The 15624-nt window shown below is 71.5% G+C and carries 8 protein-coding genes; all 8 read right to left on the bottom strand.

Annotation, left to right across the window (positions count from 1 at the left end):
- Positions 1-96: 96 nt before the first annotated feature.
- On the bottom strand, positions 97-567 hold the full coding sequence (gene rpsG, locus ACFWH7_RS01435) for a 30S ribosomal protein S7 (RefSeq protein WP_047233808.1): 471 nt from the start codon (positions 565-567) through the stop codon (positions 97-99).
- Positions 567-941 (bottom strand): 30S ribosomal protein S12, encoded by a 375-nt coding sequence (rpsL, locus tag ACFWH7_RS01430; RefSeq protein WP_021479869.1) that lies wholly within the window; start codon positions 939-941, stop codon positions 567-569. Before rpsL ends, rpsG begins: the two co-directional genes overlap by 1 nt.
- A 621-nt stretch (positions 942-1562) precedes the next feature.
- Positions 1563-5444, bottom strand: a complete 3882-nt coding sequence (locus tag ACFWH7_RS01425; RefSeq protein ID WP_378214684.1) for a DNA-directed RNA polymerase subunit beta' — start codon at positions 5442-5444, stop codon at positions 1563-1565.
- A 116-nt stretch (positions 5445-5560) separates the two neighbouring features.
- Positions 5561-9073 (bottom strand): DNA-directed RNA polymerase subunit beta, encoded by a 3513-nt coding sequence (rpoB, locus tag ACFWH7_RS01420; RefSeq protein WP_378214683.1) that lies wholly within the window; start codon positions 9071-9073, stop codon positions 5561-5563.
- Positions 9074-9593: 520 nt separating this feature from the next.
- Positions 9594-9983 carry a 50S ribosomal protein L7/L12 gene (gene rplL / locus ACFWH7_RS01415; protein WP_021483444.1) on the bottom strand — a complete coding sequence of 130 codons (390 nt, stop codon included), beginning with the start codon at positions 9981-9983 and terminating at the stop codon, positions 9594-9596.
- Between the two features lie 114 nt (positions 9984-10097).
- Positions 10098-10628, bottom strand: coding sequence for a 50S ribosomal protein L10 (rplJ, locus tag ACFWH7_RS01410; RefSeq protein ID WP_021483443.1), 531 nt, complete (start codon positions 10626-10628; stop codon positions 10098-10100).
- Between the two features lie 293 nt (positions 10629-10921).
- Positions 10922-13486, bottom strand: a complete 2565-nt coding sequence (locus tag ACFWH7_RS01405) for a CHAT domain-containing protein (RefSeq protein ID WP_378214682.1) — start codon at positions 13484-13486, stop codon at positions 10922-10924.
- A gap of 47 nt (positions 13487-13533) precedes the next feature.
- The gene (locus ACFWH7_RS01400) at positions 13534-15366 is read right to left on the bottom strand and encodes a S8 family serine peptidase (RefSeq protein WP_378214681.1); all 1833 of its coding nucleotides are present in this window, start codon (positions 15364-15366) and stop codon (positions 13534-13536) included.
- Between the last annotated feature and the right edge of the window lie 258 nt (positions 15367-15624).

Raw genomic sequence — 15624 nt, 5'->3', positions numbered from 1 at the left:
TGTGTGGGTGGGGGGTCGTGTGGGCGCGGGTGGGGTGGGCCTCACGCCCGCTTGTTCTGTCTGTCCGTTGCCCCCCCCGCCGGCCGGTCGGGCGGACTACCAGCGGTAGTGGGCGAAGGCCTTGTTGGACTCCGCCATCTTGTGCATGTCCTCGCGACGCTTGACCGCGGCGCCGAGGCCGTTGCTCGCGTCGAGGATCTCGTTCATGAGGCGCTCCGTCATCGACTTCTCACGACGCGCGCGCGAGTAGTCCGTGAGCCAGCGCAGCGCGAGCGTCGTGGCACGCGCGGGACGCACCTCGACGGGGACCTGGTAGGTCGCACCACCGACGCGGCGCGAGCGGACCTCGAGCGCGGGGCGGACGTTCTCGAGCGCACGCTTGAGGACGACGACCGGGTCGCCGTCGGTCTTCGCACGGACGCCCTCGAGGGCGCCGTAGACGATCGACTCGGCGGTGGACTTCTTGCCGTCGAGCAGCACCTTGTTGATGAGCTGCGTGACGACGGGCGACCCGTAGACGGGGTCGACGATGAGCGGCCGCTTCGGGGCCGGGCCCTTGCGAGGCATCAGCTCTTCTCCTTCTTGGCGCCGTAGCGGCTGCGGGCCTGCTTGCGGTTCTTCACGCCCTGCGTGTCGAGCGCGCCGCGCACGATCTTGTAGCGCACACCCGGGAGGTCCTTCACACGACCGCCGCGCACGAGCACGATGGAGTGCTCCTGGAGGTTGTGGCCGACGCCGGGGATGTAGGCCGTGACCTCGACCTGGGAGGAGAGCTTCACGCGAGCGACCTTGCGCAGCGCGGAGTTCGGCTTCTTCGGGGTGGTGGTGTACACGCGCGTGCACACACCGCGCCGCTGCGGGGAACCCTTGAGGGCGGGGGTCTTCGACTTCCCCACCTTCGAGGTCCGCCCCTTGCGGACGAGCTGCTGGATCGTAGGCACTACGTCTCCGTGTCTTCTCGAGCTACCGGGGCTATCCCCGATGGTGGTCGTGCTGGCTGCTGGAGCCGATCGCACGAGGCACCCGCAGCGCGAGAACGCTGCAGCAGCCACCTACCACCGGCTCGATGGTCCGTCCCCCGTCCACGGGCACGAGGCGCCGTCAGGACCGGGATCCGGAGTGCCCGGGCACTCACATCGGCCCGTCCGGAGCCCGCTGCGCGGAGGTGGGAGCGATCGCTCGCTGACACCGCCCCGCCAGGGACATCACGGAGGGCCCGACGGCGCGGGCACGGTTTACCAGGTTACCTGCCGCCCGGCAGGTAGTCAAAGGAGCAGGTCACCCCCCCCCCGCCGCCCGGGGGGGGGGCCCCCCCCTCCCCCCCCCCGGGGCGCCCCCCCGCCCCCCCCCCCCCCCCCGGGGGCCCGCCCGGCCCCCGCCCCCGCCGGGGGCGCGCCCACTCAACACACTCCCCCGCCCCCCCCGCCAGTACCCCACACCCCCCCCCCCCCCCCCGCCGCCGCGGCCCGCTGCGCTCCCCCAGGACGCCGAACGGGTGCCCAGCGGCGCCCGCACCCGAGGTGCGGGACGCCGTCGGGCACCCGTCCGGCTGTCGAGGAACGTCAGCGGTAGTCGCCGAAGTCCAGGTCCTCGAGCGGGATCGCCTCGCCGGAGCCCATGCCGAGCGCCGGGAAGTCGATCTCGTCGTAGCCGAAGCTCGGGTAGAGCTCCGTCTTGGCCTGCTCGGTCGGCTCGACCTGGACCTTGGTGTACCGGGGCAGGCCGGTACCGGCCGGGATGAGCTTACCGATGATGACGTTCTCCTTGAGGCCGAGGAGCGGGTCGCGACGACCGCTCATCGACGCCTCGGTGAGCACGCGCGTCGTCTCCTGGAAGGAGGCCGCCGACAGCCACGAGTCCGTCGCGAGCGACGCCTTCGTGATGCCCATCAGCTCGGGACGGCCGGAGGCCGGCTGGCCACCCTCCGCCACCGCGCGACGGTTCGCGTCCTCGAAGCGGCCGCGCTCGGCGAGCTCGCCCGGCAGGAGGTGCGAGTCGCCCGAGTCGAGCACGGTCACGCGACGCAGCATCTGCCGCACGATGACCTCGATGTGCTTGTCGTGGATGTCCACGCCCTGGGAGCGGTAGACCTCCTGGACCTCGTCCACCAGGTGCTTCTGCGTGGCGCGCGGGCCGAGGATGCGCAGGACCTTCTTGGGGTCCACCGCACCCTGGACGAGCTGCGTGCCGACGTTCACGTGGTCGCCGTCCTGCACGAGCAGGCGGGCACGCTTGGTCACCGGGTACGCGATCTCCTCCGAGCCGTCGTCCGGCGTGAGGACCAGACGGCGCGAGCGCTCCGAGTCGTCGATCGCGATGCGGCCCGAGAACTCCGCGATGGGCGCCTCACCCTTGGGGGTGCGGGCCTCGAAGAGCTCCGTGACACGCGGCAGACCCTGCGTGATGTCGTCCGCGGAGGCCACACCACCGGTGTGGAAGGTACGCATCGTCAGCTGGGTGCCCGGCTCACCGATCGACTGGGCGGCGATGATGCCGACCGCCTCGCCGATGTCGACGAGCTTGCCCGTGGCGAGCGAGCGCCCGTAGCACTTGGCGCACGTGCCGACGCGCGACTCGCACGTGAGGACCGAACGCACCTTGGCCTCGCGCACGCCCGCGGCCACCGCGGCGTCGATGAGGACGTCGCCCGCGTCGTCGCCGGCCTTGCCGACGACGTTCCCGTCGGGGTCGACCAGGTCGGCCGCGAGGGTGCGCGAGTAGACGCTCGTCTCCACCTTGGGGTGGCGCACGAGGATGCCCGCGAGCTCCTCCGCGATCGGCAGGGTCAGACCGCGCTCGGTGCCGCAGTCCTCCTCGCGGACGATGACGTCCTGCGACACGTCCACGAGACGACGCGTGAGGTAGCCCGAGTCGGCGGTCCGCAGCGCGGTGTCCGCCAGACCCTTGCGGGCACCGTGCGTCGCGATGAAGTACTCGAGGACGGACAGGCCCTCGCGGTAGTTGGACTTGATCGGGCGCGGGATGATCTCGCCCTTCGGGTTCGCCACGAGACCGCGCATACCGGCGATCTGACGGACCTGCATCCAGTTACCACGGGCACCCGAGCCGACCATGCGGTACACGGTGTTGCGGTCGTTCGCCTCGAGGTTCTCGCGCATGACGGAAGCGACCTTGTCCGTCGCCTGGGTCCAGATCTCGATGAGCTCCTGACGACGCTCGTCGTCCGTGATGAGACCACGGTCGTACTGCTGCTGGACCTTGAGCGCGCGCTCCTCGTGCTGCTCGAGGATGACGGCCTTCTCCTTGGGCGTCGCCACGTCGGAGATCGCGATCGTGACGCCCGAGCGCGTCGCCCAGCGGAAGCCGGCGGCCTTGAGCGCGTCGAGCGACGCCGCGACCTCGACCTTCGGGTAGCGCTCCGCGAGCTCGTTGACGATCGCCGAGAGGCGCTTCTTGTCCACCACCGAGTTCACGTACGGGTAGTCGACGGGGAGCGTCTCGTTGAACAGCGCGCGACCGAGCGTGGTGTCGAAGAGGATCGGCTGACCCTCCTCCCAGCCCTCGGGAGCCTCGAAGCCGGAGACCGGCGGGACGAGGTCCGTCGTGCGGATCTTCACCTCGGCGTTCAGGTCCAGGGTGCCCTGGTCGAACGCCATGATCGCCTCGGCCACCGAGCCGAACGCGCGGCCCTCGCCCTCGGCGCCCTTGCGGTCGCTCGTCAGGTGGTACAGACCGATGATCATGTCCTGCGACGGCATGGTCACCGGACGACCGTCCGACGGCTTGAGGATGTTGTTGCTCGAGAGCATGAGGATGCGGGCCTCGGCCTGCGCCTCCGCGCTCAGGGGCAGGTGGACGGCCATCTGGTCACCGTCGAAGTCCGCGTTGAACGCGGCGCACACGAGCGGGTGCAGGTGGATCGCCTTGCCCTCGACGAGCTGCGGCTCGAACGCCTGGATACCCAGGCGGTGCAGCGTCGGCGCACGGTTGAGCAGCACGGGGTGCTCGGTGATGACCTCCTCGAGCACGTCCCACACGACCGGGCGGGCACGCTCGACCATGCGCTTGGCGCTCTTGATGTTCTGCGCGTGGTTGAGGTCCACGAGCCGCTTCATGACGAACGGCTTGAACAGCTCGAGCGCCATCTGCTTGGGCAGACCGCACTGGTGCAGCTTGAGCTGCGGGCCGACGACGATGACCGAACGGCCCGAGTAGTCGACACGCTTGCCGAGCAGGTTCTGGCGGAAACGACCCTGCTTGCCCTTGAGCATGTCCGAGATGGACTTCAGCGGGCGGTTGCCCGGGCCCGTGACCGGACGACCACGACGGCCGTTGTCGAACAGCGAGTCCACGGCCTCCTGGAGCATCCGCTTCTCGTTGTTGACGATGATCTCCGGCGCACCCAGGTCGAGCAGACGCTTGAGGCGGTTGTTCCGGTTGATCACGCGGCGGTACAGGTCGTTCAGGTCGCTCGTCGCGAAGCGGCCACCGTCGAGCTGCACCATCGGGCGCAGGTCCGGCGGGATGACCGGGACGGCGTCGAGCACCATGCCGGTGGGCGAGTTCGTCGTCGTGAGGAACGCGTTGACGACCTTGAGGCGCTTGAGGGCACGCGTCTTGCGCTGCCCCTTGCCCGAGCGGATGGTCTCGCGCAGGGACTCGGCCTCCGCCTCCAGGTCGAAGTCCTGGAGACGCTTCTGGATCGCCGCGGCGCCCATCGAGCCCTCGAAGTAGGTGCCGTAGCGGTCCTGGAGGGCGCGGTAGAGCATCTCGTCGCCCTCGAGGTCGGCGACCTTGAGGTTCTTGAAGCGGTCCCACACCTGGTCGAGGCGGTCGAGCTGGGCGTCCGCGCGCTTGCGGATCTGCGCCATCTCGCGCTCGGCCGAGTCGCGGACCTTGCGGCGCGCGTCGGCCTTGGCACCCTCGGCCTCGAGCTCGGCCAGGTCGGCCTCGAGCTTCTGGGCACGGGAGTTGATGTCGTTGTCGCGGGCGTCCGCGATCTCCTTCTTCTCCAGGTCGATCTCGTTCTGGAGGTTGGGGAGGTCTTCCTGGCGGCCCTCGTCGTCGACCGACGTGATCATGTACGCCGCGAAGTAGATGACCTTCTCCAGGTCCTTCGGGGCGAGGTCGAGCAGGTAGCCGAGGCGCGAGGGCACACCCTTGAAGAACCAGATGTGCGTGACGGGCGCGGCGAGCTCGATGTGGCCCATGCGCTCACGACGCACCTTCGAGCGCGTCACCTCGACGCCGCAGCGCTCGCAGATGATGCCCTTGAAGCGCACGCGCTTGTACTTGCCGCAGTAGCACTCCCAGTCCCGGGTGGGGCCGAAGATCTTCTCGCAGAAGAGGCCGTCCTTCTCGGGCTTGAGGGTGCGGTAGTTGATGGTCTCGGGCTTCTTCACCTCTCCGTGCGACCACGCACGGATGTCGTCGGCCGTGGCCAGGCCGATGCGCAGCTCGTCGAAGACGTTGACGTCGAGCAAGTTGTCCTACTTCCTTCGTCTGCCGGGACCGGCCGGGGCCGGTGCCGACGCCATAAAGACGGTTGGTGTGGGGGTCGTCGGCGGGAGCGGTGTGACCCGCTCCCGCCTGCCCGAGATCAGATCTCGTCGACGCTGGACGCCGCGTTGGGGCGACGCGACAGGTCGATGCCGAGCTCTTCTGCTGCGCGGTACACGTCGTCGTCCGACTCCCGCATCTCGATGGAGACGCCGTCGCTCGAGAGCACCTCGACGTTCAGGCACAGCGACTGCATCTCCTTGAGGAGAACCTTGAAGGACTCCGGGATGCCCGAGTCGGGGATGTTCTCGCCCTTGACGATCGCCTCGTAGACCTTGACGCGGCCGGGGACGTCGTCCGACTTGATGGTGAGGAGCTCCTGGAGCGTGTAGGCCGCGCCGTACGCCTCGAGGGCCCACACCTCCATCTCGCCGAAGCGCTGTCCACCGAACTGCGCCTTACCACCCAGCGGCTGCTGCGTGATCATCGAGTACGGGCCGGTCGAGCGCGCGTGGATCTTGTCGTCGACCAGGTGGTGGAGCTTGAGGATGTACATGTAGCCCACCGACACGGCCTCGGGGAACGGCTCGCCGGAGCGGCCGTCGAAGAGGCGCGCCTTGCCGTCGGCGCCGACCATGCGGTCGCCGTCGCGGTTCGGGATCGTCGTCGAGAGCAGTCCCGTCAGCGCGTCCTCGTGGACGCCGTCGAACACCGGGGTCGCCACGGGGCGACCGGGCTCGGACGTCGCGGCGATCTCCGGGACGTTCTCCCGCCAGGAGAGGTCCTTGCCCTCGGCCAGCGAGATGTCCCAGCCCTGCTTCGCGACCCACCCGAGGTGCGTCTCGAGGACCTGGCCGACGTTCATACGACCGGGGACACCCAGCGGGTTGAGGACGACGTCGACCGGCGTCCCGTCCGCGAGGAACGGCATGTCCTCGACGGGCAGGATCTTGGAGATGACGCCCTTGTTGCCGTGACGGCCGGCGAGCTTGTCGCCGTCCGTGATCTTGCGGCGCTGCGCGATGTAGACGCGCACGAGCTGGTTCACGCCCGCGGGCAGCTCGTCGCCGTCCTCGCGGTTGAACTCGCGCACGCCGATGACCGTGCCGGACTCGCCGTGGGGCACCTTGAGGGACGTGTCGCGCACCTCGCGGGCCTTCTCGCCGAAGATCGCGCGGAGCAGGCGCTCCTCCGGGGTCAGCTCGGTCTCGCCCTTCGGGGTGACCTTGCCGACCAGGACGTCGCCCGCGCCGACCTCGGCACCGATGCGGATGATGCCGCGCTCGTCGAGGTCCGCGAGGACGTCCTCGGAGACGTTCGGGATGTCCCGCGTGATCTCCTCGGGGCCGAGCTTGGTGTCGCGCGCGTCGACCTCGTGCTCCTCGATGTGGATCGAGGAGAGCACGTCGTCCTGCACGAGACGCTGGCTGAGGATGATCGCGTCCTCGTAGTTGTGGCCCTCCCACGACATGAACGCCACGAGGAGGTTGCGGCCGAGCGCGAGCTCGCCCTCGTCCGTCGCCGGGCCGTCCGCGAGGACGGAGCCGGGCTCGATGCGCTGGCCCTCGTCCACGAGCACGCGCTGGTTGTAGCTCGTGCCCTGGTTGGAGCGGCGGAACTTCGCGATGCGGTAGCTGCCGGTCGTGCCGTCGTCGTTCGCGACGAGCACGAGGTCGGCCGAGACCTCGGTGACGACACCGGGCTTCGTCGCGACGACGACGTCGCCCGCGTCGACGGCCGCGCGCCACTCCATGCCGGTCCCGACGAGCGGGGCCTCGGAGCGGACCAGCGGCACGGCCTGGCGCTGCATGTTCGCACCCATGAGGGCGCGGTTGGCGTCGTCGTGCTCGAGGAACGGGATGAGCGCGGTCGCGACCGACACCATCTGGCGCGGCGAGACGTCCATGTAGTCAACCTGCGCGCCGGGCACGATCTCGACCTCGCCGCCCTTGGTGCGCACGAGCACACGCTCGTCCGCGAAGGAGCCGTCGGCGTTGAGCACCTGGTTCGCCTGCGCGATGACGTGGCGGTCCTCGTCGTCGGCCGTGAGGTAGACGACCTCGTCGGTCACCTTGCCCGCCGTCACCTTGCGGTACGGCGTCTCGATGAAGCCGAACGGGTTGATCCGCCCGTACGAGGCGAGCGAGCCGATCAGGCCGATGTTCGGGCCTTCAGGGGTCTCGATCGGGCACATGCGGCCGTAGTGCGACGGGTGGACGTCACGGACCTCCATGCCGGCGCGGTCGCGCGACAGACCACCCGGGCCGAGGGCCGAGAGACGACGCTTGTGCGTCAGGCCCGCGAGCGGGTTGTTCTGGTCCATGAACTGCGAGAGCTGCGACGTGCCGAAGAACTCGCGGATGGACGCCACGACCGGGCGGATGTTGATGAGCGTCTGCGGCGTGATCGCCTCGACGTCCTGCGTCGTCATGCGCTCGCGCACGACGCGCTCCATCCGGGACAGGCCCGTGCGGACCTGGTTCTGGATGAGCTCGCCGACCGCGCGGATGCGACGGTTGCCGAAGTGGTCGATGTCGTCCGTCTCGACGCGCACCTCGACGGCCTCGCCGTTCCGGGTGCCCGGGATGGACGCGTGGTCGGCGTGCAGGGCCGCGAGGTACTTGATCGTCGCGACGACGTCCGAGACGGAGAGCGTGGAGTCCGTGAGCGGCGCGTCGATGCCGAGCTTCTTGTTCGCCTTGTAGCGCCCGACCTTCGCCATGTCGTAGCGCTTCGGGTTGAAGTAGAAGTTCTCGAGCAGCGCGCGGCCGGCCTCGACGGTCGGCGGCTCGCCCGGGCGGATCTTGCGGTACAGGTCGACGAGGGCCTCGTCCTGGGTGTGGACGTGGTCCTTCTCGAGCGTGTCGAGCACCGACGGGAAGTCGGCGAACTGCTCGCGGATCTCCGACTCGGTCAGGCCGAGCGCCTTGAGCAGCACCGTGACGGACTGCTTGCGCTTGCGGTCGACGCGCACGCCGACGGCGTCGCGCTTGTCGATCTCGAACTCGAGCCAGGCGCCGCGCGACGGGATGATCTTCGCGGAGAAGATGTCCTTGTCGCTCGTCTTGTCCGCCGCGCGCTCGAAGTAGACGCCCGGCGAGCGGACGAGCTGGGAGACGACGACGCGCTCGGTGCCGTTGATGATGAACGTGCCGCGCTCGGTCATGAGCGGGAAGTCGCCCATGAAGACCGTCTGGCTCTTGATCTCACCGGTGTTGTAGTTGACGAACTCCGCGGTGACGAACAGCGGCGCGGCGTACGTGAAGTCCTTCTCCTTGCACTCGTCGGCCGTGTACTTCGGCGGCTCGAAACGGTGGTTGGAGAACGACAGGGACATCGAGGAACCGAAGTCCTCGATCGGGGAGATCTCCTCGAAGATCTCCTCGAGGCCCGACGTCGAGGGCACGTCCTGGCGGCCGGCCTCGGCCGCGGCGGCGACACGCGCCTGCCAGGCCTCGTTGCCGAGGAGCCAGTCGAAGCTCTCGGTCTGGAGGCCCAGCAGGTCGGGGACCTCGAGGGGCTCGTAGATCTTGGCGAAGGAGAGGCGACGCGATGCGGTGCGGTTCGCGATGGCGTCGGCGGTCGGAGCAGAAGGGGTGCGCGAGGCAGCCAAGAGGGGTCCTTCCCTGCAGATCGAAAGAACGCTGCACCGCCGGGCTGGACACGATCACCGCCGCCACGACACCTCGCGGACGCGCACGTACGTCGACGAGGGGGTCGGGGGTATATGAGATCGGGGGCACAGGACAGCGCAAAGCGTGAGCATAGCCCAACACGCATCGCAACACAACCCCGGGGCGTGCGACCCCGCCCGGAAGCAGACGCCTGCGCGTCTCACCGGTACTCGCGCGGGCCTCGTCGCCCGCCTCCGACCCTCGCGGGTCACGAACCTGCTGCTGTCGACCTCGCTGTCCTGCGTCGTCGACCCGCACATGGTGGCATACTCGCGGCCGTTCCGTGAAGCCGGTGCGCCCGCCCGGGTGCCCGACGACGTGCTCGCCCACCTCTGCGCCGCACTCCCCCGCCCACCCCCGCCGTCGGGCGGCAGGAACGACGACGAGGCCCGCACCCCGGTCGGGGTGCGGGCCTCGTGCGGCGTGCTGACCGGTCCCGTCAGGACGGGACCGGCGAGATCACTTGAGGGTGACCGTGGCGCCGGCGCCCTCGAGGGCAGCCTTGGCCTTCTCGGCCGTCTCCTTGTTCGCGCCCTCCAGGACCGGCTTCGGGGCACCGTCCACGAGGTCCTTGGCCTCCTTCAGGCCGAGGGACGTGAGCGCGCGCACCTCCTTGATGACCTGGATCTTCTTGTCGCCGGCAGCCTCGAGGATGACGTCGAACTCGTCCTTCTCCTCCTCGGCCGGGGCGTCGCCCGAGCCACCCGCGGGGGCGGCGACCGCGACGGCGGCGGGGGCGGCGGCGGTGACCTCGAAGGTCTCCTCGAAGGCCTTCACGAACTCGTTGAGCTCGATGAGGGTGAGCTCCTTGAACTGCTCGATGAGCTCGTCGGTGCTGAGCTTCGCCATGATGGCGTTCCTTTCGGTCGGTGCTCGGCAGCGGCCCGGTGCGGGCCTGCCAGAAGCGGGGTGTGTGCTTGCGCTGCGTGGATCACGGGTCCGGGGCGAGCCCCGGGCGCGGGATCAGGCGGCAGCGCCCTCCGATTCCTGCTTCTGACGCAGGGCATCGATGACGCGGGCGGCCTGGGCGGTGTTCGCGGTGAAGACGTAGGCAGCCTGGAAGAGCTTGGCCTTCATCGCGCCGGCCGCCTTGGCCAGCAGGACCTCGCGGGACTCGAGGTCCGCGAGCTTCGTGACCTCCGCGGCGGTCAGGGGGCGCCCGTCGAGGACACCGCCCTTGATGACCAGCGCGGGGTTCGCCTTGGCAAAGTCACGCAGACCCTTGGCAGCCTCGACCGGGTCCCCGGTGACGAAGGCGATTGCCGACGGGCCCTGCAGGTCGGCGTCGAGTCCCTCGACACCGGCCTCCTTGGCCGCGATGGCGGTCAGCGTGTTCTTCACCACGGCGTAGGTTGCGTTGCCGCTGAGCGACCGACGCAGCTGCTTGAGCTGCGCGACGGTGAGCCCGCGGTACTCGGTCAGCACGGCAGCGTTCGAGTCGCGGAACTTGTCCGAGATCTCGGCGACTGCGGCTGCCTTGTCCGGCCTCGCCATGGCAATCCTTCCGGTGGTGGTACCACCGGCGTCCGTCCCGGAACGAGAAAGAGCCCCGCGCAGGCGCGGGGCTCGTGGCCGTACGCACGGCGGGGCCGGGCGGACGTCGTCGATTCGCTACCTGCGCTGGCCTCCACCTCGTGGTGGGACTTCGATCCGTCACGTCCTGCAGACGGAGTCTGCGGGCAGCGTCGGACGACCGGCGGTCTTGGGTACACGCCCATCGTACGGGACGACGGCGGGTGCTCCAAACCGCGGTCGCCCACCGGGGGTGCCCTCGCTCCCCCACCCGGTCAGAGCACCAGCGGGCCGAAGCACACGAGCGGGACGGGCTCGGGCTCGTCGGCGACCGCGCGGGCGAGCGCCGTCCCCGGCATCGCACCGTCGCGCAGCTCGGCGTGGAGCGACGGCATGACGCGCGCCGCGACGTCGTCCCGCAGCGGGGCGACGCTCGCGACCACGGCACGCGCGCCGAGCCGCAGCAGGACGCTCGTCAGGCCGAGCGACTCGCCGCCGATGCGCGGCGTCGACAGCCCCACCTCGCACGCCGACAGGACCACGACCACGCCGCGCAGGTCAATGCCGTCGAGCTCGTGCGCGAACATCGGGCCGTCTGCCAGGCGGAGCGAGGAGAAGAGAGGGTTGTCGGTCTCGTGCGTCCCGTGCGCCGCGAGGTGGACGACCCCCGCGGTCCGGAGCCCGTCGACGACGGCGGAGCACGTCGCCTCCTCCCCGACCAGCGCCTCCGTCCCCTCCCAGACCGACGCGACGAGCTTGGCCTCCGCGCCCGAGAACCGCAGCCCGGGACCGGCGACGACGAGCGCCTCGTCGGCTCGCCGCGTCGGCTCCCCGACGCGCAGGTCCACCCACGAGTTCGCCCACGTCCGCAGGCTCCTCCGCGACGGCAGGGCGGCCCACGGGACCGCGAGCAGCAGGTCGCGCGCCGCGACGTGGAGGTCGCCCGTCACCTCCAGGGGCCCGACGAGCGTGTCGTCGAGCGCGGTCAGCGTGCGTGCGAGCGACGCGACCGCCGCCTCGCGCATGGGGACGGGGATGAGCACGTTCGAGAGCACCGCGAGGTCGGCCCGGGCGCGGCGCACCTGCTCCGCGACCGTCGCGCGCGGCGCGAGCCGCACGAGCCGCGTCCCCGACGCGGACACGCGCACCGCGAGCACGTCGTCGCCCTCGAGCACGAGGTCGGCGACCACGGCGTCGGAGCCCGCGGCCGCGAGCGCGGCGTGGAGCCGGCGCTCCGTCGTGGCGACCGGGGTCGCGGCCCCTCCCCCGTGCTGCCAGGTACGGCGTCGCACGTCGTCCTGCAGCCGCCGCGCCGCCCGCAGGTGGTCCTGACGCCGGGCGAGGTGCGCAGGGTCGGAGGGGGCGCCGAGCGCTCGGGCGGCCTCGACCTCGCGGCGGGCCGAGGCGAGGAGGTCCGCGAGGACAGGGTCCGACGGCGGGCGCACGCGACCCGTGCCGGCGAACGCCGCGCGGCCCCGCTCGACCGCGTCGAAGATCGTCCCCGGCCGCCGCGTCCGGAGCGCCGCCTCGACGTCGACGTTGCCGAGCCGGACCCCGTGCACGGCCGACGCCGTGACCGCGTCCACGGAGCCCAGCCGGGCGCGGTGCTCCGCCAGCGCAGACTGGCCGCGCCGGACGGCGCGGACCCCGGCGCGGCGGTCACCGGCCACGAACGCGAGCTGGGCGCGCACGGCCTCGTGCTGCAGCCGCACCGGGAGAGGGGCCCGGTCGAGCCGCGCGGGGACCTGCGTGAGGACCTCGTGGGCGGCACGTACGTCTCCTGCGGCCACGAGCCACTCGGCCGCGAGGAGCTGCGCCGGGATCGTCACGCCGAGACCCGCGACGCCGCCGAGCGCGTCGCCCTCGTTCGCGAGGGCGAGCGCCCAGCTCGCGTGGCGGCGCGCGGTCCTGGGCGACACCTTGTCGGCACGGTGCTCCGTGAGCGCTGCCTGCAGCTCGGCGACGCGCGCCCGCAGCATCCACGGTGTGTTGCCGAGGCGCTCGAACCGGCGCGAGGCCGATCGGGCGAGCCGGCGCGCGTCACCGTACCGCCGCAGGCCCAGGACGACCCGAGACCGCACGAGCTCGACCTCTGCGAGGTCGCGCAGCATGCGGTAGCGCGAGAGGTGCTCCCGCGCCTCGCGCAGCGCGTCGTCGGCCTCGGTGAGCAGCCCTGCGTCGAGCAGCACCTGCGCCCGGTCGATGAGCCCGACGGCGGCGTGCCGGTCGGGCGCCCGCTCCGCTGCTTCGTCCATGGTCCGCAGCGCCGTGGGGAGGTCGCCCTGCAGGTACACGACCCAGCCGAGGTTGTGCGCCGCCATCGACGCGTACATGTCGTTCTCGATCAGGTGCGCGAGCTCGAGCGACGCGGCGAAGTCCTCGCCCGCCTCCGCCAGCCGTCCGAGGTCGGACCGCAGGCTTCCCCGGTTCATGTGCAGGACGGCGCGATCGCGCGACCACCCGACCGGCACCCGCGCGAGCGCGGTGTCGAGGTCTCGGAGAGCGCCGCGCGCGTCGCCGGACCGCTGCCGCAGGAGGCCACGCTGTCCCACGACGAGAGCAGCGAGCTCGGCGTCGGCCTCCGCCTCCGCCGTCCGCAGCTGGGACAGCGCACCCTCGACCTCCCCGTGGACCTCGAACCGGCACATCGCCAGGCCGATCCGAGCCCGGACGAGGAGGTGGCGGCGCTGGGACGCACCCTCCTCCTCGTCCGGCTCGGTCGTCGCGCGCTCGGCGACGCACCAGTCGATGACCTCCTGGAAGCGTCGCTCCGCGTGCATGTGTCGGCCACGGGCGTTGAGGCTGTGCCCGTCGGCGAGCACGACGGATGCCTCCGCCACGGTCGTGACCGCCACCCGCGTACTCCCGTCCCCGGGGCGCGGCCGCATCACGTCGCGGGCGGCTCCGGCCTCTCGATCCCCGTCGCCGCGGTGACCGCGGCCCAGGCGGCGTCGACCCTGGCCGTCACCTGTGAGGCGAGCGTACCGCCACCGTCCGCGGCAGGGACGGCGTCGAGGGCCGCGGCGAGCTCGGCCGCGAGCGCCGGTGCCGCGAACGACGTGCCGCTCCAGGTCCCGAACCCGCCGACGAAGCTCTCGGGGTCGATGGTCGCGCGCAGCCCTCCGAACCGCGTGTCCGGCAGCTGCCTCGACGGGGTCGTCGGGCCGTTGAGCGTCACGGGGAACGTGCTCACGAGCGCGGCACCGTGACGGAGCGCGGTGACCCACGGGCCCTCGTTGCTGAACAGCGCCGTGGACCCGTCCGGGTTCTTGGCGCCCACGGCGAGGAGCGGCGGGTAGTCGTGGGAGAGCTCCTCGTCCGCGACGGTCACCTCGTCGTCCCGGCGCGAGGCGTGCGGCGCGAACGCGGCCGGGTACATCGGCCGCGTCGAGCCGTCGTTGCCGGCGGCGACGGCGACGGCCACCCCGGAGCGCCGCAGCGCGCGCAGGACCGAACGCAGCGGACCGTCGTAGGCGACGTCCTCCGGCTCCTCGTGGTAGTAGCCCATCGAGAGGACCGCGACGTCCACGGGGAAGCAGCCGTCGACGCCTCGCAGCCCACGCAGGTGGAACCGCAGGAGGCGGCGCAGCGACTGGAGCACGTCCCACTCCGGGACCGTGCCGGAACCACCGAACACACGGATCGGCAAGATCTGGGCGTCGGGCACGACCTGGTGCACGATCCCTGCGATGAAGGTCCCGTGGCCTGCGATGGGGTCGAGGGGCCCGGTCAGCGGGGCCGAGGACGCGCCTCCCCACTCGGCGTCGTCCTCGCGCCGGGCCGCGATCGGGAACGTGCCGATCGGGCCGTCGTCGAGCGTCGCCGACCTCAGGACGACGCCGTTGCCGTCGCCCCGCGTCGGGTCCTCGGGGTCGTACGTGCCGAACCACGGGTGCGTGCCCACGCCGGTGTCGAGCACGGCGACCACCGGGCGCCGACGTCCTTCGTGGTCGACCAGCGCGGACTTCCCCGCCGGTCGCCGTCGCGGCGGACCGCCGACGCGCTGCACGGGCGAGCGCCCCCCGGTCCCGGCCTGCCCGTACTCGGCCAGACCGCGGACCGGGAGCGGCGTCGTGTACGGCAACGGCGTCGTGTACGGCAACGGCGTCGTGTACGGCAGCGGCGCGGAGACCGGGAGCGGCGTCGTGTACGGCAACGGGGTCGTGTACGGCAGCGGCGTGGTGTACGGCGTCGCGGTCATCACGTGGTCCAGCGTGATCGACGGGCTCTCCCCGTCGTCGGGGTCGAGACGTCCGCCGAGCTGTTCGACGAGCTTCCAGGCGTCGGGGACGTCCTCCTCGTCGTCGGGGACGAGACGCAGGGCGAACCCGTAGTCGTCGTCGTCGGCGTGCTCGGGGCCTTCGCCCTCGACCCCTCCGAGACGCCGGGCGACGGACAGCGGGGCCCGGTCACCACTCGTGTCGAGCGCGACCGACCATCCGAGCTGCCGCGCCGTCCGCTCGACCGCCAGGAGCGCGGACCTGTCGTCGGCCTCGGCGAACTCGACGAGCTCGTCGACGTCCGCCGCCTGGTCCAGGCGGTCGCGCAGCGCTCGCGGCGGAGGGCCCTGCACGATGAGGCGGTCCGCGACGTACCAGGTCGACTGCAGCGGCGGGCGCCCGCGGCGCGGACGGATCTCCACGGGGTCCAGCAGGCGCATCGCGCGCCCGGCGTACGTGGTAGCGCGCGGAACGGCGGGGGGTTCTGGGGTCTCGCTCACGTGCTCCTCCTCGAGGGATGGCGTTCAGTCGGTGCCGCGGGCGTCGTCGTCGACGGGCAGCGGCTCGCGCACGGGTGCGCGGAGAGGTGGGCTCGGGACGCCGTCGGTGTGGGGGGGGGGGGGGGTGTTGGGGGGGGGGCGGCCGCCGGCGGGGGATCCGGACGGGTCGGTGGTGGTCCTGTTGGGGGGGGGGGGGGGGGACTGGCTCGGGGTGTCGCGGGACGTGGTGGGGCCCTTCGGGTTCGGGTGGACCGAGAG

The sequence above is a fragment of the Cellulosimicrobium cellulans genome (assembly GCF_042723955.1).
In the GTDB taxonomy this organism is placed as follows: domain Bacteria; phylum Actinomycetota; class Actinomycetes; order Actinomycetales; family Cellulomonadaceae; genus Cellulosimicrobium; species Cellulosimicrobium cellulans_H.
This window is presented reverse-complemented; position numbering and strand designations above follow the sequence as displayed.

Excerpts from the sequence above, each read along its gene's own strand:
- rpsG (WP_047233808.1), bottom strand. The coding sequence starts at position 567 with ATGCCTCGCAAGGGCCCGGCCCCGAAGCGGCCGCTCATCGTCGACCCC.
- rplL (WP_021483444.1), bottom strand. The coding sequence starts at position 9,983 with ATGGCGAAGCTCAGCACCGACGAGCTCATCGAGCAGTTCAAGGAGCTC.
- rplJ (WP_021483443.1), bottom strand. The coding sequence starts at position 10,628 with ATGGCGAGGCCGGACAAGGCAGCCGCAGTCGCCGAGATCTCGGACAAG.